Genomic DNA, 20,257 nt, shown 5'->3' with positions numbered 1-20,257 from the left:
AAAAGGCCCCGTCAATGTGCATTGACGGGGCCTTTTGGTGTTTCAGGCGAAAGCCTTACTGGGCGTCAGCGGCCGGAGCCTTTTCGCCGTGGGACAGGCTGTAGACATAGGCGGCCAGCAAGTGGACCTTGTCGTTGCCTTGCAGGTCGGCCTGGGCAGGCATCTGGCCCTGGCGACCGTAGCGGATGGTCTGTTGCAGTTGCGCGAAGCTCGAACCGTAGATGAACGCGCCAGGGTGGGTCAGGTCAGGGGCGCCCATGGCCGGCGTGCCTTTGCCGGCCGGACCGTGGCACGCCACGCAGTTGGCCGCGAACAGCTTCTGGCCGTTGGCCGGGTCGGCCTTGGCGCCTTCCGGCAGTTTGCGACCGTGCAGGCTGGTGACCAGGTAGGCGGCCACGTCGGCAACCCCTTGTTCACCGACCACGGCAGCCCAGCCCGGCATGACGGCGTGACGACCGCCCATGATGGTGGTCTTGATGGTTTCCGGCTCACCGCCCCAGCGCCAGTCAGCGTCGGTCAGGTTGGGGAAGCCGTAGGCACCCTTGGCGTCGGAACCGTGGCAGACCGAGCAGTTGGAGGCGAACAGGCGGCCACCCATCTTCAAGGCTTGCGGGTCCTTGGCGACTTCTTCGATCGGCATGGACGCGAACTTGGCGAAGATCGGACCGAACTTGGCATCCGAACGAGCCATTTCCTTTTCCCACTCGTGAACGCCCGTCCAGCCGGTCTGGCCGTTGGCGAAAGCGGTCTGTTTCTCGGTGTCCAGGTAGTTATAGCCTGGCAGCAGGCCTTTCCAGTTGCCCAGGCCCGGGTAGAGCACCAGGTAGCCGAGGGCGAACACGATGGTGCCCACGAACAGCATGAACCACCATTTGGGCAGTGGGTTGTCGTACTCCTCGATCCCGTCGAAGGAGTGGCCGACCGTCTCTTCGGTGGCTTCGCTGCGCTGGCCCTTGCGGGTCGACAGCAGCAGCCAGGTCAGGGAGAAGATCGTTCCCAGGCTGAGGACTGTGACGTACAGACTCCAGAACGTAGTCATTCTTTGTTACTCCTAGAAGCTTGCTCGACGTGCTTGATGGCTTCGGGATCATCCGCGAACGGCAGCAAGGTCGCGTCGTCAAACTCCGACTTGCGCTTGGGGCTGAACACCCACAGGGCCAGGCCGATAAAAGCCACCATCACGACGACGGTGCCCAGGCCGCGAATCATCCCGATATCCATTAAGAATCACCGTTTGCTTTTGATGATGGTGCCCAGGCCTTGCAGATAGGCCACCAGCGCGTCCATTTCAGTCTTGCCCTTGACGGCATCCTTGGCACCGGCGATGTCTTCGTCGGTGTAAGGCACGCCCAGGGTGCGCAGGACTTCCATTTTTTTCGCGGTGTCTTTGCCGTCGAGCTTGTTTTCTACGAGGAACGGGTAGGCCGGCATCTTCGATTCCGGCACGACGTTGCGCGGGTTGTACAAGTGCGCACGGTGCCAGTCGTCGGAGTAGCGGCCGCCAACGCGGGCCAGATCCGGACCGGTACGCTTGGAACCCCACAGGAACGGGTGATCCCAGACGCTTTCGCCGGCGACCGAGTAGTGGCCGTAGCGTTCGGTTTCGGCGCGGAACGGACGGATCATCTGCGAGTGGCAGCCGACACAGCCGTTGGCGATGTAGATGTCGCGGCCTTCCAGTTCAAGGGCGGTGCGCGGCTTCATGCCTTCGACCGGCTTGTTGGTGACGTCCTGGAAGAACAGCGGAACGATCTGGGTCAGGCCGCCGATGCTCACGGCGATGACCATGAAGAAGGCCAGCAGGCCGATATTCTTCTCTACTGCTTCGTGCTTCATCAGTGAGCTCCAACTACGGCGATCTTGGCGGCGGCTTCAGCTTCAGCCGGGTCAGAGGCACGAACGGTGCGGTACACGTTGTAGGCCATCAACAGCATGCCGCTGGCGAAGAACGCGCCGCCCAGGGCACGCACGATGTAGCCAGGATGGCTGGCCTGCAGCGCTTCGACGAACGAGTAGGTCAGGGTGCCGTCGTCGTTGATCGCACGCCACATCAGGCCCTGGGTGATGCCGTTGACCCACATCGAGGCGATGTAGAGCACGGTACCGATGGTGGCGAGCCAGAAGTGCGCGTTGATCAGGCCGGTGCTGTGCATCTGCGCGCGACCGAACAGTTTCGGGATCATGTGGTAGATGGCGCCGATGGAAATCATCGCCACCCAGCCGAGCGCACCGGCGTGTACGTGGCCGATGGTCCAGTCGGTGTAGTGGGACAGGGAGTTGACGGTCTTGATGGCCATCATCGGGCCTTCGAAGGTCGACATGCCGTAGAACGCCAGGGACACCACCAGGAACCGCAGGATCGGGTCGGTGCGCAATTTATGCCAGGCGCCCGACAGGGTCATCATGCCGTTGATCATGCCGCCCCAGCTGGGTGCCAGCAGGATGATCGACATCGCCATGCCCAGGGACTGCGCCCAGTCCGGCAGCGCGGTGTAGTGCAGGTGGTGCGGACCGGCCCAGATGTACAGGGTGATCAGCGCCCAGAAGTGGACGATGGACAGGCGATAGGAATAGATCGGACGCTCGGCCTGTTTCGGCACGAAGTAGTACATCATCCCCAAAAAGCCGGTGGTCAGGAAGAAGCCCACGGCGTTGTGGCCGTACCACCACTGGATCATCGCGTCGGTCGCGCCCGAGTAGGCCGAGTACGACTTGAACAGGCTGACCGGCAGCGACATGTGGTTGACGATGTGCAGCATGGCCGTCACGACGATGAAGGCACCGTAGAACCAGTTACCGACATAGATGTGCTTGGTCTTGCGCTTGACGATGGTCCCGAAGAACACCAGACCGTAGGTCACCCAGACAATGGCCAGCAGAATAGCCAGGGGCCATTCCAGTTCCGCGTATTCCTTGGTGGTGGTGAAACCCATTGGCAAGGTCACGATCGCGCCGACGATGACCGCTTGCCAACCCCAGAAGGTGAAGGCGGCGAGGCTGTCGGAGATCAGTCGCGTTTGGCAGGTTCGCTGCACGACGTAGTAAGAAGTGGCAAACAACGCACAACCACCGAAGGCGAAGATCACCAGGTTGGTGTGCAGCGGGCGCAGGCGTCCAAATGTCGTCCATGGCAGATCGAAGTTCAACTCCGGCCAGACCAGTTGCGAGGCGATGAAGACACCGAGCCCCATGCCAAGGATCCCCCAGACCACCGTCATGATGGCGAACTGGCGGACTACCTTATAGTTATAAGCAGTCGGACTGATTGCTGTGCTCATTCTAAGGTTCCACGGTTTGGGTGTTTTATTAGGATAAAAATCGGTCGCAAGTATGGAGAAAGCGGGGGGTCATTGCAACGCGCCATGACCTGGGTCAATGCTTTCCGACGCTGATTCTGCGGCCTTTCCATGTTCCGTGTAGGGACAAAATCGGCCCACGGAAAAATGTCGCGACAAAGGAAAGCGGCGAGGGGTTCAGGTCGGTTGTAACGGGGTGTGTTCAAACGCTGCGTTCGAGGGATGCCGGGCAATTGTCGCAACAGCCGGTATTCCCTGCCTTTGCGGCTTTTCTTGTCGAACGATTGTCGGACACATCGGGTCGGGTCGACCTGAAACAGGCAGTCGCCAATGCACGCAGAGGCAAGCTTAGACCCGATTCGCAGGAACCGAAAGAAAGACCTTGGGAGGGTGCGACAAATAGAAGCAGCTACGCGTTTCGAGCTGCAAGCTGCAAGCGAGCACGCGTCGCTTGCAGCTTTTGCTTTTGCTGTTACTTGAGGCTTGCAGCCTGCGGCTTGCCGCTCAACTGCGTATCACTTTTGGAAAGGCTGTAAACGTAAGCGGCAAGCAGTTGCACCTTGTCATTGCCGAGCATTTCATTCTGCGCCGGCATATGGCCCTGGCGACCATGGCGAATGGTCTGTTGCAACTGGGCCAGGCTGGTGCCGTAGATGAAACCGGCCGGTTGCGTCAGGTTAGGCGCGCCCATGGCTTCGGTGCCCTGGCCGTTGGCGCCGTGGCAGGCGACGCAGGTGGTGTTGAAGGCCTGCTGGCCGGCTTGCAGGTCGGCGCCGCTGTCCGCTGGCAACGGCAGGCCGGCCAGGTCATGGCGCACGTACGCCGCGACGTTCTTGACCCCGGCGTCCCCAAGCACCTCGCCCCAGGCCGGCATCGCCGCCATGCGGCCACCCATGATGGTGGTCTTGATGGTGTCGGCCGCGCCGCCCCAGCGCCAGTTGTTGTCGGCCAGGTTCGGGAAGCCGAAGGCGCCCTTGGCGTCCGAGCCGTGGCAGACCGAGCAGTTGGAGGCAAACAGGCGAGCGCCCATTTTCAGGGCTTGCGGGTCCTTGGCGACTTCTTCCACGGGCATCGCGGCGAACTTGGCGAAGATCGGCCCGAACTTGGCGTCGGCCTTGGCCATTTCCTTTTCCCATTCGTGGGCACCGGTCCAGCCATTCTCGTAGCCGGGCAGGATGCCTTTCCAGTTGCCCAGGCCCGGATACAGGACCAGGTAGCCGACGGAAAACACCAGGGTGCCGGCGAACAACAGGAACCACCATTGCGGCAGCGGGTTGTCGTACTCCTCGATGCCGTCGAAGCTGTGGCCCATGGTCTGGTCGACGCTGCCCTTGGTCTCGCCCTTGCGGGTACCGATCAGCAGCCAGGTCAGGCCGATCAGGCTGCCGAGGGTCAGTACGCAGATCCACGTACTCCAGAAGGTGGTCATGGCCGGGTACTCCTTGTTGCAGGGTCTTGGGGATTGGCGGTATCGGCGGGTGGCTCGTCGGCGAACGGCAGCAGGCGCGCCTGGGCGAATTCCGGGCCGCGCTTGCTGCTGAACGCCCACAGGAGCAGGCCGATGAAGGCGACGAAGACCACGATCGTGCCCAGGCCGCGGATCATTCCAGTGCTCATTTCAAGAAACATGGGGCTCACCTCTTGCTCTTGATGGCAGTGCCGAGCACTTGCAGGTAGGCCACCAGGGCGTCCATTTCGGTCTTGCCCTTGAGCGAGGCCACGGCGCCTGTGATGTCATCGTCGGTGTACGGCACGCCAAGGGTGCGCATGGCCCGCAGCTTGGTCTCGGTGTGGCTGCTGTCCACGGCCTGGGTCACCAGCCATGGGTAGGCCGGCATCTTCGACTCGGGCACCACGTTGCGCGGGTTGTACAGGTGCGCACGGTGCCAGTCGTCGGAGTAGCGTGCGCCGACGCGGGCCAGGTCCGGGCCGGTACGCTTGGAACCCCACAGGAACGGGTGGTCCCAGACGCTTTCACCGGCGACCGAGTAGTGGCCGTAGCGCTCGGTTTCGGCGCGGAACGGACGGATCATCTGCGAATGGCAGCCGACGCAGCCTTCGCGGATGTAGATGTCACGGCCTTCCAGTTGCAGGGCGGTGTAGGGCTTCATGCCATCCACCGGCTTGTTGGTCACGTCCTGGAAGAACAGCGGCACGATCTGGGTCAGGCCGCCGATGCTCACGGCCAGCACCATCAGCAGCATCAGCAGGCCGACGTTTTTTTCGATTGTTTCGTGTTTCATGGCGGACTCCTCAGGCCATCTGCGCGGCAGCGGCGGCTTCGGCAGGCTGGTAGGCCCGCACGGTGCGCCAGGTGTTGTAGGCCATCAGCAGCATGCCGGTGAGGAAGACTGCCCCGCCCACCAGCCGTACGATGAAGCCCGGGTGGCTGGCCACCAGCGTCTCGACGAAGGAGTAGGTGAGCGTGCCGTCCTCGTTCACCGCGCGCCACATCAGGCCCTGGGCGATGCCGTTGACCCACATCGAGGCGATGTAGAGCACGGTGCCGATGGTCGCGAGCCAGAAGTGCGCGTTGATCAGGCCGATGCTGTGCATCTGTGGCCGGCCGAAGACTTTCGGGATCATGTGATACAGCGCGCCGATGGAAATCATCGCCACCCAGCCGAGTGCGCCGGCGTGTACGTGGCCGATGGTCCAGTCGGTGTAGTGGGAGAGGGCGTTGACGGTCTTGATGGCCATCATCGGGCCTTCGAAGGTCGACATGCCGTAGAACGCCAGGGACACCACCAGGAACCGCAGGATCGGGTCGCTGCGCAACTTATGCCAGGCGCCCGAGAGGGTCATCATGCCGTTGATCATGCCGCCCCAGCTCGGTGCCAGCAGGATCAGCGACATCACCATGCCCAGCGACTGCGCCCAGTCCGGCAGCGCGGTGTAGTGCAGGTGGTGAGGACCGGCCCAGATGTACAGGGTGATCAGCGCCCAGAAGTGAACGATGGACAGACGATAGGAATACACCGGACGCTCGGCCTGTTTCGGCACGAAGTAGTACATCATCCCCAGGAACCCGGCCGTGAGGAAGAAGCCTACGGCGTTGTGCCCGTACCACCATTGCACCATCGCGTCCGTGGCCCCGGCGTACACCGAGTAGGACTTGGTGAAGCTCACCGGCAGTTCCAGGTTGTTGACGATGTGCAGGATCGCCACGGTCAGGATGAACCCGCCGAAGAACCAGTTGCCGACGTAGATGTGCTTGGTGTTGCGCTTGGCCACGGTGCCGAAGAAGACGATGGCGTAGGCGACCCAGACAATGGTGATCAGGATGTCGATCGGCCATTCCAGCTCGGCGTATTCCTTGGAACTGGTGTAGCCCAGCGGCAGGCTGATGGCCGCCAGCAGAATCACCAGTTGCCAGCCCCAGAAGCAGAAAGCGGCGATTTTCGGCGCAAACAGCTGGGTCTGGCAGGTGCGCTGCACCGAATAGAACGAACTGGCGAACAGCGCGCAGCCACCGAAGGCGAAGATCACCGCGTTGGTGTGCAGCGGACGCAGGCGGCCGAAGCTGGTCCAGGGCAAATCGAAGTTGAGCTGTGGCCAGACCAATTGGGCGGCGAGAAAAACCCCGAGCCCCATGCCGACGATGCCCCACACCACCGTCATAATGGCGAATTGGCGGACCACCTTGTAGTTGTAGGCGGTACTGATAGAAGTGTTCATGGTTCCCCATCCACGGTTCAGCCGAAGTGAGCGCCTGCGCAAGGCAGGGCGGCGTGCTTCGCCTGGAGTTATAGGCAGACTAAAAGCGAGGCAAGCATGGACAAACAGCACAAGGCCAGTATTGACGGGGATCAATGGGCACGGTGCGTGGCCCAACACGGTTGGCTGTGGACGCCGGCACAATCGGTGGACGACGGCGAGCCGCCGACCCTGATCCTGGCCCATGGTGCGGGTGCGCCGATGGACAGCGGTTTCATGGACGACATGGCCGCACGTCTTGCTGCGCAGGGCGTCAACGTGTTGCGCTTCGAGTTTCCCTACATGGCCCAACGACGCCTGGACGGCGGCAAGCGCCCCCCCAACCCGGCACCGAAATTGTTGGAATGCTGGCGCGAGGTGTACGCCACCGTGCGGCCTTATGTCGCGGGCCGGCTGGCGATTGGCGGCAAATCCATGGGTGGGCGGATGGCGAGCCTGTTGGTCGACGAACTGGGGTGCGACGCGCTGGTGTGCCTGGGGTATCCGTTCTATGCATCGGGCAAACCGGAGAAGCCGCGGGTCGAGCATCTGGCCGAATTGAAGGCCCCAACGCTGATCATCCAGGGCGAGCGCGACGCGTTGGGCAATCGCGAGGCGGTGGCGGGGTATGCGTTGTCAGCCAGTATCGAGGTGGTGTGGCTGGAGGCGGGGGATCATGACCTCAAGCCGTTGAAGGCTTCGGGGTTCAGTCATGGGCAGCATTTGGAGACGGCGGCGCAGGCGGTGGCTGGGTTTCTTCTTCGCCGTTGAGCGTGTCTGGCAGGGCCTCTTCGCGGGCAAGCCCGCTCCCACAGAGGAATGCGGCGTTCATGCGAGCGCATTGCAAATGTGGGAACGGGCGTGTTCGCGAAGGTTTGTAACGCAACACGACTTTTGAGCGGGCAAAAAAACCGGGAAGCACTGTCTTCCCGGTTTTTTATCGCGCTAAGCCCTGTCAGCGGTTGAACCGTTCCACCAGCGAGTACTGGGTATTGGCCGTGCGGGTCAGTTCTTCGCTCAGCAGCGCCGAGCTGTGAGCCTGCCCCGAAGTCTGGTCGGCCAGTTCCGAGATGTTGCTGATGTTGCGGCTGATCTCCTCGGCCACCGAGCTTTGCTCCTCGGTCGCTGCGGCGATCTGGGTGGTCATGTCGGTGATGTTGGCCACCGCTTCGCTGATGCCCACCAATGCCTGGTCCGCTTCCATGACCCGCGCCACACCCTCTTCGGCCTGGCGATGGCCGGCGTCCATGGTTTGCACGGCGTTGGTGGCGGTCTGCTGGAGCTTGGCGATCAGGGCGTGGATCTGCCCGGTGGATTCGCTGGTGCGCTGCGCCAGTTGCCGCACTTCGTCGGCCACCACGGCAAAACCGCGGCCCATCTCACCGGCACGGGCCGCTTCGATGGCGGCGTTCAGGGCCAGCAGGTTGGTCTGGTCGGCGATGCCTTTGATCACGTCCACCACGCCGCCGATCTCGTCGCTGTCCTTGGCCAGTTGGGTCACGGTCTGGCCCGTTTCACCCACGACAACCGACAGTCGCTCGATGGCCTCGCGGGTTTCCCCGGCAATGTCGCGGCCGCGACCGGTCAGGCGATTGGCCTCCTGGGTCGCATCGGCGGTGCGCTGTACATGGCTGGCGACTTCCTGAGTGGTCGCCGCCATCTGGTTCACCGCCGTAGCCACCTGCTCGGTTTCCACTCGCTGGCGCTCCAGGCCACTGGAGCTGTCGTGGGCCAGGGAGTTGGACTGGCGAGCCTGATCGTTGAGGTGCTCGGCGGTGTCCTGCAAGCGGGTCAGGCAGGTTTTCAGGCGCGCTTCCTGGCTGAGGATCGACATCTCCAGGCGTGCTTGGGCGCCCCGGCTGTCGGTGTACATCTGGGCGATCAGCGGGTCGGAAGTGGTCTGTTCGGCCAGGCGCAGCAGGCGCTTGATCCCGCGTTGCTGCCATTGCAGCCCCATCAGGCCCAACGGCACCGACAGCACCGCCGCGAGGGCAAAGCCCCAGTGGGAGTTGAGGAACGCGCCGACGACGAAGCTCAACTGGCTGACCAGGATGAACGGCAGCCAGTCCTGCAGCATGGGCAGCCACTTGTCGCTGCGTGGAACCGCGGGCCTGCCCTGGTTGATGCGGCGATACAGCGCCTCGGCCCGGGTGATCTGCTCGGCGGTCGGCTTGACCCGTACCGACTCGTAGCCGATCACCTGGTTGCCTTCGAATATAGGCGTGACGTAGGCGTTGACCCAGTAATGGTCGCCGCTTTTGCAGCGATTCTTGACGATGCCCATCCATGGCAAGCCTTGTTTCAGCGTGCCCCACATATGGGCGAACACGGCGGAAGGAACGTCGGGATGGCGTACCAGGTTGTGCGGTGAACGAATCAGTTCCTCCTTGGAAAACCCGCTGATTTCGACGAATGCGTCGTTGCAGTAGGTGATCACACCTTTGGCGTCGGTGGTGGAAATCAATCGTTGCTGGGCCGGGAAGGTCCTTTCGCGTTGTGTAATGGGTTGGTTATTACGCATGGTGTGTAGATCCGCAAGGTTTTGAAAGGTTGTCGGCGTCGTCAGGTTTAAGTTGAAGTTATTTTTGCCTGTCGCTATCACGCCAGCATCGGGTAGGTAAATAGGGCGAAATGAAGCAGGTTGAGGGCAAAATGCGTGGCGATTGCCGCGCCCAGGCCACCGAAACGGTACGCCAGGCCATAACCGATCCCCGCCAGGCCCGACAGCAACACCCATTGCCAGCCAGCGCCGGCATGCACCAGGCCGAATACCAGCGAGGCCAGGAGCAAGGCCAGGCTGTCGCCATAGGCCAAATGTTTGAAACGCCGGCTCAGGCCTCCCTGAATGTAGCCACGAAACAGCGCTTCCTCCACCAATGTCACCAGTAAAAGATTATTGGCCAGCCAGATCCACGCCTGGTCCGGCCATTTCGGCGCCCAGTGGATCATGCCCAGCAGCAGTGCCCCGCCCAACGCAAGGACCGCGCTCAGACCCAGGCCCAGGGCCGTGGCGAAGACCGACAGGCGCAGCGAGCGCCGGCCGACGACCCACGGGCAGGCCAGTAGCAGCCAAAAGCCGATCAGGGGTTTGTCCTGGTTCAAGTACAGCGCGAATCGCGCGGCGTCGTCACTCAGGCGCTGTGGAGGGATCACCCGGCCATTGAAAAAACCAGGCATCCAATGCATCGCCAACGCGAGGGCCATCACCAGGAACAGGACGTGCCCGAGAAACCGGCCGACCGGCATCGCTTGCTGGCGAACGGCATAACCGGCGAACAGTAGTAATACCAGCGTAATGGCGGCCGTCCACGCCAAATGCCCGTAGACCAGGGCCAAGGCATAGCCAAGAGAGAGAAGGGCCAGGTAAGGCCAGGGGAGAGCAGGCATATAACATCCTTTTAGGCGGTGGCGCTTTGGGCGAACGTGGTCGCCGCGTCTACGACGCTGCCATGTCACGCAAAGAGCACAAAGGGTGTCCACGCCGACTCATGGACGCGCGCGGGCACCTCGCGGCTGACACCGTTCCGTGAGCGTCAGTGGGGAGGGGATTATAAGCAGGTCGATACAAAAACGGCGATTGAACCGTTCATCCGGGGGGAAAGCCTTGTGGGAGCGAGCTTGCTCGCTCCCACAAGAGATTGCGTTCAACTGGCGATCAACTGCCGCAGCACGTAGTGCAGGATCCCGCCGGCCTTGAAGTACTCCACTTCATTGAGTGTATCGATCCGGCACAACACCTCGATCCGCTCCTGGCGACCGTCCTCACGGGTGATCACCAGGGGCAGGTTCATCCGCGGGGTCAGCTCGACGCCATCCAGGCCAAGGATGTCCAGGGTTTCCTTGCCTGTGAGGTTCAGGCGCTTGCGGTTCTGGTCGAGCTTGAACTGCAACGGCAGCACGCCCATGCCCACCAGATTGGAGCGGTGGATGCGCTCGAAGCTTTCGGCGATCACCGCCTTGACCCCCAGCAGGTTGGTGCCCTTGGCCGCCCAGTCCCGGCTCGAACCGGTGCCGTACTCCTGGCCGGCGATCACCACCAGTGGCGTGCCCGTGGACTGGTACAGCATGGCGGCGTCGTAGATCGGCATTTTTTCGCCGCTGGGTATATAGATCGTGTTGCCGCCTTCTTCGCCGTCGAGCATTTCATTGCGTATGCGGATATTGGCGAAGGTGCCGCGCATCATCACCTGGTGGTTGCCGCGCCTTGAGCCGTAGGAGTTGAAGTCCCGCGGTTCCACGCCCTGTTCGCGCAGGTAGCGACCGGCGGGGCTGTCGGTCTTGATGTTGCCGGCCGGGGAGATGTGGTCGGTGGTGACCGAGTCTCCGAGCAGCGCCAGGACCCGGGCGCCTTCGACGTTCTTGATGGCCGGTGGTGGTCCGCCAATGCCGTCGAAGAACGGTGGGTGTTGGATGTAGGTCGAGTCGTCCTGCCAGACGTAGGTTGCCGCCTGTGGCACCTCGATGGCCTGCCACTGCTCGTCACCGGCAAACACGGCGGCGTATTCCTTGTGGAACATGCTGGTGTTGACCTTGGCCACGGCCTCGGCCACTTCCTGGCTGCTGGGCCAGATGTCCCGCAGGTACACCGGCTTGCCGTGCTGGTCGTTCCCCAGCGGCTCGCTGCTGATGTCGATGCGCACGGTGCCCGCCAGGGCGTAGGCGACCACCAGGGGCGGCGAGGCCAGCCAGTTGGTCTTCACCAGTGGGTGTACCCGGCCTTCGAAGTTGCGGTTGCCCGACAAGACCGACGCCACGGTCAGGTCGGCTTTTTGGATGGCTTTCTCGATCGGGTCCGGCAGCGGCCCGGAGTTGCCGATGCAGGTGGTGCAACCGTAGCCCACCAGGGCAAAGCCGAGCTGGTCCAGGTACTCGGTCAGGCCGGCGGCCTTGTAGTAGTCGGTGACGACCTTGGAGCCGGGCGCCAGGGAGCTCTTGACCCAGGGTTTGCGCGTCAGGCCCTTTTCAACTGCTTTCTTGGCCAGCAGCCCGGCGGCCATCATCACGCTGGGGTTGGACGTATTGGTGCAGGACGTGATGGCGGCGATCACCACCGCGCCGTTTTTCAGCCGATGGGTATGGCCTTCGAACTCATACTCGGCTTCGCCGACCTGATCGGCGTTGCCCACCGCGACACCGCCACCGCCCTCACTTTCCAGGCGACCTTCTTCCTTGCTGGTGGGTTTGACCTGCAGGCCCAGGAAGTCGCTGAAGGCCTGGCCGACGTTAGGCAGCGAGACCCGGTCCTGGGGGCGTTTCGGCCCGGCGAGGCTGGCCTCGACGCTGCCCATGTCCAGGGCCAGGGTGTCGGTGAATACCGGCTCCAGGCCGGGCAGGCGCCACAGGCCCTGGGCCTTGCAGTAGGCTTCCACCAGTTTCACGGTTTCCGTCGGCCGGCCGGACAGGCGCAAATAATCCAGGGTGACGTCGTCCACCGGGAAGAAACCGCACGTGGCACCGTATTCCGGGGCCATGTTGGCGATGGTGGCGCGGTCGGCCAGGGGCAGGTCGGCGAGGCCGTCGCCATAGAATTCGACGAATTTGCCCACCACCCCTTTCTTGCGCAGCATCTGCGTGACCGTCAGCACCAGGTCGGTGGCGGTGATGCCTTCGCGCAGCTTGCCGGTGAGCTTGAAGCCGATCACTTCGGGGATCAGCATCGACACCGGTTGGCCCAGCATCGCCGCCTCGGCCTCGATTCCGCCGACGCCCCAGCCCAGTACACCGAGGCCATTGATCATGGTGGTGTGGGAGTCGGTGCCCACCAGGGTGTCTGGAAAGGCATAGGTGCGGCCGTCTTCTTCGCGGGTCCACACGGTGCGGCCCAGGTACTCGAGGTTGACCTGGTGGCAAATGCCGGTGCCCGGCGGCACCACGCTGAAATTATCGAAGGCGCTCTGGCCCCAACGCAGGAAGGCGTAGCGTTCGCCGTTGCGCTGCATCTCGATGTCGACGTTCTGTTCGAATGCGTCGCGGCTGGCGAAGCGATCGACCATCACCGAGTGGTCGATCACCAGGTCCACCGGTGACAGCGGGTTGATCCGCTGCGGGTCGCCGCCGGCCTGTTCGACGGCGGCGCGCATGGCCGCCAGGTCAACCACCGCCGGGACGCCGGTGAAGTCTTGCATCAACACCCGTGCGGGGCGGTACTGGATCTCGCGGTCGGAACGACGGTCCTTGAGCCACCCGGCCAGGGCCTTGAGGTCGGCGCCGGTGACAGTTTTTTCATCTTCCCAGCGCAACAGGTTTTCCAGCAGCACCTTCAGGGACATGGGCAGCTTGTCCAGGTCGCCGAGGCTGCGGGCAGCGTCCGGGAGACTGAAATAGTGGTAAGTCCTGGCGTCGACTTGCAATGTTTTAAGGGTTTTCAGGCTATCGAGGGACGGCATTGAAATCACTCCTTTGAGTCCGCACGGCTACGGACTGACGGGGACGGACAGAGCCTTTAACCTAGCCCTGTTTCGAGCGTATGACTAATCACTGGACTCTATGGACAGGTTCGGGGTTCCGAAGTCCGCTATCATGCGGCGGTTTTCGTGACAGGCTTTGCTACGGAGTTTCAATGAACACGCTTTTCATGCACTGCCGGCCCGGCTTCGAGGGCGAAGTCTGCTCCGAGATCGCCGAACACGCGGCCCGGCTCAACGTGGCCGGCTACGCCAAGGCCAAGCCGGCCAGTGCCTGTGCCGAATTTGTTTGCACCGAGGAGGACGGCGCCGAGCGCCTGATGCGCGGCCTGCGTTTCGCCGAGCTGATTTTTCCGCGTCAGTGGGCCCGCGGCACCTTTATCGAGCTGCCGGAAACCGACCGCATCAGCGTGATCCTGGCGCACATGGCGCAGTTCCCCGTCTGTGGCAGCTTGTGGCTGGAGGTGGTCGACACCAACGATGGCAAGGAACTGTCGAACTTCTGCAAGAAATTCGAAGGCCCGCTGCGCAAGGCGCTGACCGCCGCCGGCAGGCTGGTGGACGACCCGCACAAGCCTCGCCTGTTGCTGACCTTCAAGAGTGGCCGCGAAGTGTTCCTGGGGCAGGCGCCGGCCGATAATTCGGCGATGTGGCCGATGGGCATCCCGCGCCTGAAGTTTCCCCGAGAGGCGCCGAGTCGTTCCACCCTCAAGCTCGAAGAGGCCTGGCACCATTTCATTCCTCGCCAGGAGTGGGACGAGCGCCTGCACAGCGACATGACCGGGGTGGACCTGGGCGCGGCGCCGGGCGGTTGGACCTGGCAGTTGGTCAACCGCGGCATGCTGGTCACGGCCATCGACAATGGTCCGATGGCCGAGAGCCTGATGGAGACTGGCCTGGTGCAGCACCTGATGGCGGATGGCTTCACCTTCAAGCCCAAGCAGCCGGTGGACTGGATGGTCTGCGACATCGTCGAGAAACCGGCGCGCAACGCGGCGATGCTGGAAGAGTGGATCGGCGACGGGCACTGTCGCGAGGCGGTGGTCAACCTCAAGTTGCCGATGAAACAGCGCTATGCCGAAGTCAAGCGCCTGCTCGAACGCATCGCCGAGGGCTTCAAGGCCCGGGGTATCAAGGTCGAGATCGGCTGCAAGCAGCTGTACCACGACCGCGAGGAAGTGACCTGTCATTTGCGGCGGTTGGACGCCGGCAAGCCCAAGTCCCGCTAGGACGGGTCTGTGGCTAGGCGCATTTGTTAAGAGCCCCGGCATTGCGCGACAATGCCGGTCAGTATCTGGAGTAGAACATGAGTGAAATGAACGACACACCGGTCGACGGCACGCTGGATGCCACTGGCCTCAATTGCCCCGAGCCGGTGATGATGCTGCACCAACACATCCGCGACCTGGTGCCCGGCGGGCTGCTGAAAGTGATCGCCACCGATCCCTCGACGCGTCGCGACATCCCCAAGTTCTGTGTGTTTCTCGACCACGAACTGGTGGGCCAGGACGAAGTGGATGGCACCTACCGCTACTGGATCCGCAAGAAACTCGCCTAGCCTCGCGTACGGCTGATGCGAATCTGCTGGCGTGCGCTGCGTGCCAGGCGGATCGACAGCATCAGCGCCGCGCAGCTCAAGCCTACGATCAAACCCTGCCACAACCCGCTCGGGCCGCTGGCCGCGCCGAGCCAGTCGGTGAGGCCGAGGGCATAGCCCACCGGCAGGCCGATGCCCCAATAGGCAAACAACGTCAGGATCATCGTCACCCGCGTGTCCTGATAGCCACGCAGCGCGCCCGCCGCCGTCACCTGGATCGCGTCGGAAAACTGGAACAGGGCCGCGTAGACGATCAGCATCGACGCGACCTCGATCACCACCGGGTCGGCGGTATAGATCGCGGCGATGGGGCCGCGCAGGGCGAACATCAGGCTCGCCGACAGGCATGCATACGCCAGCGCGGTGCCCATGCCCACGCCCGCGGCGAAGCGCGCTTCACGGGGCTGGGCGCGTCCCAGTGCCTGACCGACCCGAACCGTCACGGCCATGCCCAAGGAGTAGGGGATCATGAACACCAGGGAGCTGAAGTTCAGGGCAATCTGGTGCCCGGCGACCACGGTGGCGCCAAGGCTGCCGATCAACAATGCAATCACCGCGAAAATACTCGACTCGGCGAATACTGCGATACCAATCGGCAGGCCGATGCCGAGCAGGCGCTGGATGACGGCCCACTGCGGCCAGTCGAAACGGCTGAACAGATGGCTCGATTGATAGGCCGGCGCCCACCGGGCCCAACCGGCCATGCCCAGGGCCATGACCCACATCACGATGGCCGTGGCCCAGCCGCAACCGACGCCGCCCATGGCCGGCACGCCCAGGTGCCCATAAATGAAGATGTAGTTGAGCGGAATGTTCAGTGCCAGCCCGCACAACCCCAGCACCATCGCTGGCCGGGTGCGTCCCAGGCCATCGCTGAAGCAGCGCAGTACGTGATACAGCGCCACCGCCGGAAGGCCGGTACCGATGCCGCGCAGGTACTCCATGCACGGGCCGATCAGTTCGGGGTCGACCTTCATGATGTGCAGGATCGGCTCGGCGCTGAACAGCGCCAGCGTGGCGATCAGCCCCACCACCAGCGCCAGCCACAGTGCCTGGCGCACCAGCGGGCCGATGTCGCCAAACGCGCCGGCGCCAAAGCGCTGGGCGACTTTCGGGGTGGTGGCCAGCAACGTACCGGTCATCAACAGGAACACCGGCACCCAGATCGAATTGCCCAGCGCCACCGCCGCCAGGTCCCGCGGGCCGACACGGCCGGCCATCACCGCATCGACGAAGCCCATGGCGGTGGTCGCCAGTTGCGCCACCATGATCGGCAATGCCAGGGCTAGCAGTGTCTTGAACTCCAGGCGGACCCGGGCCGGGCGGGAGAGGAGGGCGGGTGTGTCGATCACAGGTTTCACAGGCGAAGCGTCCGAAAGAATAAGCGCAAGGCGGCGAATTCTACGCGTTGACGCAGTGGTCAGGAAAAAACCTGTGTTAGGGATTTGTAATCATGCACTCGGCGCGTGAGTTTTTGTGGCGAGGGGATTTATCCCCGTTGGGTGCGTAGCACCCCTTGCTATCATTGCGACTGCTTTGCAGTCGAGCGGGGATAAATCCCCTCGCCACAACATCATTCGCTCTTGGTAATGCGCAGGCCTACCGGAACGCCTACACTGCCCACCCCGCCACAGGAGCTTCGCCATGCTGATCGTCGCCGACGAAAACATCCCCCTGCTCGATGCATTTTTCCAAGGTTTCGGTGAAATCCGCCGAGTGGCCGGGCGGGGGATCGATCGGGCGATGGTCGAGCAGGCCGATGTGCTGCTGGTGCGCTCGGTCAGCCAGGTCAATCGAGCGCTGCTGGAAGGCAGCCGGGTACGCTTCGTGGGCACGTGCACCATCGGCACCGATCACCTGGACCTGGAGTATTTCGCCGAAGCCGGGATCCGTTGGGCCAGTGCTCCGGGCTGCAATGCCCGGGGCGTGGTGGACTACGTGCTGGGCAGCCTCATGGCCCTGGCTGAAATCGAGGGCGCGAACCTTGAGCAACGGACTTTCGGCGTGGTCGGCGCGGGCCAGGTGGGCGGGCGCTTGATCAAGGTGCTCCAGGGGCTGGGCTGGACCGTGAAGGTCTGCGACCCACCGCGCCAGGCCGCCGAGGGCGGTGACTATGTCAGCCTGGAGCAGATCATCGAGCAGTGCGATGTCATCAGCCTGCACACACCGCTGACCCGTGACGGCGAGCAACCGACCTGGCACCTGTTCGACGAAGCGCGTTTGAACCGGCTCAAGCCCGGGACCTGGCTCATCAATGCCGCCCGTGGCCCGGTGATCGACAATGCGGCGTTGCGCGAGGTGCTGCTGGAGCGCGAAGACCTGCAAGCGGTGCTGGACGTCTGGGAGCAGGAGCCGACCGTGGACGTGGACCTGGCCGACCTGTGCGTCATCGCCACCCCGCACATTGCCGGCTACAGTCTCGATGGCCGCCAGCGCGGCACGGCGCAGATCTACCAGGCCTTGTGCGATTTCCTGCAACAACCGGTGGCTGTCAGCCTGAGCGACCTGCTGCCCCGGCCCTGGCTTGGCGGTGTCACCCTGGATGCCGACACCGACCCCGCCTGGGCCCTGGCCGCGCTGTGCCGCGGTGTGTACGACCCGCGCCGCGACGATGCGGATTTTCGCCGCAGCCTGGTGGGCACGGTCAGTGAGCAGCGCAGCGCCTTTGATGCGTTGCGCAAGCACTATCCGCCGCGCCGGGAGATCGACAGCTTGAACGTGGCTATCGAAGGGCAGTCGCCGGCCTTGCAACAGATCGTGACCGCGCTGGGCGCCACCCTGTTGTAATCAGGCACAAAAAACCCGACACCAAGGTCGGGTTCAGGCGAAGACGGGCTGTATCACTTTTGTTCGGCAGGTTTGACCAGTCGTTTTTCCAGTTCGCTGCAAGCCTTCTGGATCATGTCCTCGGTGATCGGTACTTCGCGCCCTTGGGCATCGATGAACGAACAGCCCAGGGACTGGTCCGGTTGCGTGCGGATTACTTGGATCTTGTCGTCGCTGCTGTGTTGCAAGGACATGGCCTGTCTCCTCATCAGGTTGTGTGCCTACTGTAATGTCGCCAGGTGACCGAGCCATGACACTCCTTGTGGGTTCATGGCGACACCTGTACTCAACCAGAAACACAGTCGCGTTTCCAGCCAGACTTTAGACCGATAACATCTAGCCGCTAGTCGTTGCGGTCATATTCAACCGGACTCATTCTGATTCAACTTGGTTCCCTTGTTTTTCGATGCCGTTGGCGGCCTTTTTCCCTTTATCGGACGTTTCTGATGCTTTCTTCCCAACATCGCCGTGCCATACGCCTGGCCAGCGGCTTCATCGCGCCGTATCGCAAGCAAGTGGCTGGCGCATTGTTGGCACTCGTTGTCACTGCCGGCATCACCCTGTCCATGGGGCAAGGCATCCGATTGCTGGTGGACCAGGGCTTCATGACCCGATCACCGCACCTGCTCAATCAGTCCATCGGCCTGTTCATGGTGTTGGTGATCGCGCTGGCGATGGGCACCTTTGCCCGTTTCTATCTGGTGTCGTGGATCGGCGAGCGGGTGGTGGCCGACATCCGCCGGCAGGTCTTCAACCATTTGGTATACCTGCACCCGGGCTTCTACGAAAACAACCGCAGTTCGGAAATCCAGTCGCGCCTGACCGCCGACACCACGTTGCTGCAGTCGGTGATCGGCTCGTCGCTGTCCTTGTTCCTGCGCAACGCCTTGATGGTGGTGGGCGGCATCGTGCTGCTGTTCGTCACCAACCCCAAGCTGACCAGCATCGTGGTGATCGCGCTGCCGTTGGTGCTGGCGCCGATCCTGCTGTTCGGTCGCCGGGTGCGCAGCCTCTCGCGCCAGAGCCAGGACCGCATCGCCGACGTTGGCAGCTATGTTTCCGAAACCCTTGGCCAGATCAAGACCGTGCAGGCCTACAACCACCAGGTCCAGGATGAGCAACGTTTTTCCGTCACAGTGGAGCAGGCTTTCGATACCGCACGCAAACGTATCGTCCAGCGGTCCTGGCTGATCACCCTGGTGATCGTACTGGTCCTGGGGGCAGTGGGCGTGATGTTGTGGGTGGGCGGCATGGACGTGATCGCCGGGCGTATCTCTGGCGGCGAACTGGCGGCCTTCGTGTTCTACAGCCTGATCGTCGGCAGTGCCTTCGGAACCCTGAGCGAGGTGATCGGCGAGTTGCAACGGGCGGCTGGCGCGGCGGAGCGTATCGCCGAGTTGCTGCGTTCGGAGAACATCATCCAGCCGCCGAGCACCGGCCTGGTGACGCTGCCGGAACGGGTCCGAGGCGATCTGCGCCTGGAGGGCGTGCGTTTTTCCTACCCGTCCCGGCCGGACAGCTATGCGGTCGATGGCCTTGACCTGACCGTCCAGGCTGGCGAGACACTGGCCCTGGTCGGGCCTTCCGGGGCGGGCAAGTCGACGGTGTATGACCTGTTGCTGCGCTTCTACGACCCGGCGCAGGGGCAGATTCTCATCGACAATGTGCCGCTGACCCGACTCGACCCCTTGGACCTGCGTCGCCATTTCGCCCTGGTTTCGCAAAACCCGGCGCTGTTTTTTGGCACGGTCGAAGAAAATATCCGTTACGGCAATCCACAGGCGACGTCCGAGCAGGTGCGCGAAGCCGCGCAGATCGCCCACGCCCACGATTTTATCGAGAAAATGCCCGACGGCTATCAAACCCACTTGGGCGACGGTGGCCTGGGGTTATCCGGCGGTCAGCGCCAGCGCCTGGCCATCGCCCGGGCGCTGCTGGTGGATGCGCCGATCCTGCTGCTGGACGAAGCCACCAGCGCCCTCGATGCGCAAAGTGAACACCTGATCCAGCAAGCCCTGCCGAGCCTGATGAAAAACCGCACCACCCTGGTCATCGCCCACCGCCTGGCCACGGTCAAGAACGCCGACCGGATCGCAGTGATGGATCAGGGCAAGGTCGTTGCCGTGGGAACCCACCAGGAACTGGTCGCCAGCAACGCGCTGTATGCGCGGTTGGCGGCGTTGCAGTTCAATGTGGGGGTAGAAGCGGCGACCGACTAAGCACAGCAGGCTCCTGAGTGTTCGCGGATTCAGGTTCACCAAAGGTCTCCTGTGGGAGCGAGCTTGCTCGCGAAAGCGGTGTGTCAGTCGATGGAGATGTTGGACAGGCCGGGCCTCTTCGCGGGCAAGCCCGCTCCCACAGGTTGATCGTTGGTGGGCACAGGATGTGTGTTCACCGTAGATCCCTTGTGGGAGCGAGCTTGCTCGCGAAGGCGGTGG

The 20,257-nt window shown here is 62.9% G+C and carries 18 protein-coding genes; 5 read left to right on the top strand and 13 right to left on the bottom strand.

What is annotated here, in order from left to right:
- Positions 1-55 precede the first annotated feature (55 nt).
- From ccoP (V3H56_RS18205) to ccoN (V3H56_RS18170), 8 genes are all read right to left on the bottom strand, one after another.
- Positions 56-1,039 carry a cytochrome-c oxidase, cbb3-type subunit III gene (gene ccoP / locus V3H56_RS18205; RefSeq protein ID WP_042731113.1) on the bottom strand — a complete coding sequence of 328 codons (984 nt, stop codon included), beginning with the start codon at positions 1,037-1,039 and terminating at the stop codon, positions 56-58.
- Positions 1,036-1,221 (bottom strand): CcoQ/FixQ family Cbb3-type cytochrome c oxidase assembly chaperone, encoded by a 186-nt coding sequence (locus V3H56_RS18200; protein ID WP_003183474.1) that lies wholly within the window; start codon positions 1,219-1,221, stop codon positions 1,036-1,038. Before V3H56_RS18200 ends, ccoP (V3H56_RS18205) begins: the two co-directional genes overlap by 4 nt.
- 6 nt (positions 1,222-1,227) lie before the next feature.
- A complete protein-coding gene (ccoO, locus tag V3H56_RS18195; RefSeq protein WP_003199605.1) occupies positions 1,228-1,836 on the bottom strand; it encodes a cytochrome-c oxidase, cbb3-type subunit II in 609 nt (202 codons plus the stop codon).
- Positions 1,836-3,278 (bottom strand): cytochrome-c oxidase, cbb3-type subunit I, encoded by a 1,443-nt coding sequence (ccoN, locus tag V3H56_RS18190; RefSeq protein WP_042731114.1) that lies wholly within the window; start codon positions 3,276-3,278, stop codon positions 1,836-1,838. Before ccoN (V3H56_RS18190) ends, ccoO (V3H56_RS18195) begins: the two co-directional genes overlap by 1 nt.
- Before the next feature lie 490 nt (positions 3,279-3,768).
- Positions 3,769-4,725, bottom strand: a complete 957-nt coding sequence (gene ccoP / locus V3H56_RS18185) for a cytochrome-c oxidase, cbb3-type subunit III (protein ID WP_047737788.1) — start codon at positions 4,723-4,725, stop codon at positions 3,769-3,771.
- Complete coding sequence (locus V3H56_RS18180) at positions 4,722-4,925, bottom strand: cbb3-type cytochrome c oxidase subunit 3 (RefSeq protein ID WP_042731116.1); 204 nt, start codon at positions 4,923-4,925, stop codon at positions 4,722-4,724. The genes ccoP (V3H56_RS18185) and V3H56_RS18180 overlap by 4 nt, the downstream gene beginning before the upstream one ends.
- Positions 4,926-4,930: 5 nt before the next feature.
- Complete coding sequence (gene ccoO / locus V3H56_RS18175) at positions 4,931-5,539, bottom strand: cytochrome-c oxidase, cbb3-type subunit II (protein WP_042731117.1); 609 nt, start codon at positions 5,537-5,539, stop codon at positions 4,931-4,933.
- Between the two features lie 10 nt (positions 5,540-5,549).
- The gene (gene ccoN, locus V3H56_RS18170) at positions 5,550-6,974 is read right to left on the bottom strand and encodes a cytochrome-c oxidase, cbb3-type subunit I (protein ID WP_042731118.1); all 1,425 of its coding nucleotides are present in this window, start codon (positions 6,972-6,974) and stop codon (positions 5,550-5,552) included.
- 96 nt (positions 6,975-7,070) lie between these two features.
- On the opposite strand from ccoN (V3H56_RS18170), the gene V3H56_RS18165 reads away from it, so the two are divergent.
- Positions 7,071-7,763: an alpha/beta family hydrolase gene (locus V3H56_RS18165; RefSeq protein WP_338473718.1), complete on the top strand. Its 693-nt coding sequence runs from the start codon at positions 7,071-7,073 to the stop codon at positions 7,761-7,763.
- Between the two features lie 184 nt (positions 7,764-7,947).
- On the opposite strand, the gene V3H56_RS18160 is transcribed toward V3H56_RS18165, so the two are convergent.
- The 3 genes from V3H56_RS18160 to acnA form a co-directional block, all read right to left on the bottom strand.
- On the bottom strand, positions 7,948-9,513 hold the full coding sequence (locus V3H56_RS18160; RefSeq protein ID WP_338473717.1) for a PAS domain-containing methyl-accepting chemotaxis protein: 1,566 nt from the start codon (positions 9,511-9,513) through the stop codon (positions 7,948-7,950).
- 77 nt (positions 9,514-9,590) lie between these two features.
- Positions 9,591-10,379: a CPBP family intramembrane glutamic endopeptidase gene (locus tag V3H56_RS18155; RefSeq protein ID WP_338473716.1), complete on the bottom strand. Its 789-nt coding sequence runs from the start codon at positions 10,377-10,379 to the stop codon at positions 9,591-9,593.
- A 257-nt stretch (positions 10,380-10,636) separates the two neighbouring features.
- Entirely contained in the window at positions 10,637-13,378 is a 2,742-nt protein-coding gene (acnA, locus tag V3H56_RS18150) for an aconitate hydratase AcnA (protein ID WP_338473715.1), read from the bottom strand.
- A 173-nt stretch (positions 13,379-13,551) separates the two neighbouring features.
- Here acnA and rlmM point away from each other — a divergent pair, with 173 nt between their 5' ends.
- Positions 13,552-14,625, top strand: coding sequence for a 23S rRNA (cytidine(2498)-2'-O)-methyltransferase RlmM (gene rlmM, locus V3H56_RS18145; protein WP_338473714.1), 1,074 nt, complete (start codon positions 13,552-13,554; stop codon positions 14,623-14,625).
- Between the two features lie 77 nt (positions 14,626-14,702).
- Entirely contained in the window at positions 14,703-14,954 is a 252-nt protein-coding gene (gene tusA / locus V3H56_RS18140; RefSeq protein ID WP_042732523.1) for a sulfurtransferase TusA, read from the top strand.
- Here the strand turns inward: tusA and V3H56_RS18135 are convergent.
- Entirely contained in the window at positions 14,951-16,354 is a 1,404-nt protein-coding gene (locus V3H56_RS18135) for an MATE family efflux transporter (protein ID WP_047737776.1), read from the bottom strand. The genes tusA and V3H56_RS18135 overlap by 4 nt on opposite strands.
- Positions 16,355-16,637: 283 nt before the next feature.
- Between V3H56_RS18135 and pdxB the strand changes: the two genes are divergently transcribed.
- On the top strand, positions 16,638-17,780 hold the full coding sequence (gene pdxB / locus V3H56_RS18130; protein ID WP_123579760.1) for a 4-phosphoerythronate dehydrogenase PdxB: 1,143 nt from the start codon (positions 16,638-16,640) through the stop codon (positions 17,778-17,780).
- 53 nt (positions 17,781-17,833) lie between these two features.
- Here the strand turns inward: pdxB and V3H56_RS18125 are convergent, their stop codons facing one another.
- Positions 17,834-18,013, bottom strand: a complete 180-nt coding sequence (locus V3H56_RS18125; RefSeq protein ID WP_003199629.1) for a PA1571 family protein — start codon at positions 18,011-18,013, stop codon at positions 17,834-17,836.
- Positions 18,014-18,265: 252 nt separating this feature from the next.
- On the opposite strand from V3H56_RS18125, the gene V3H56_RS18120 reads away from it, so the two are divergent.
- Entirely contained in the window at positions 18,266-20,038 is a 1,773-nt protein-coding gene (locus V3H56_RS18120) for an ABC transporter transmembrane domain-containing protein (protein WP_123579761.1), read from the top strand.
- Positions 20,039-20,257: the final 219 nt, after the last annotated feature.

This window comes from Pseudomonas sp. MS646, assembly GCF_036693845.1.
GTDB classification, from domain to species: Bacteria; Pseudomonadota; Gammaproteobacteria; order Pseudomonadales; family Pseudomonadaceae; genus Aquipseudomonas; species Aquipseudomonas chlororaphis_E.
Note: the sequence above shows the minus strand (reverse complement) of the source record. Positions and strands in the feature narration are given on the sequence as shown.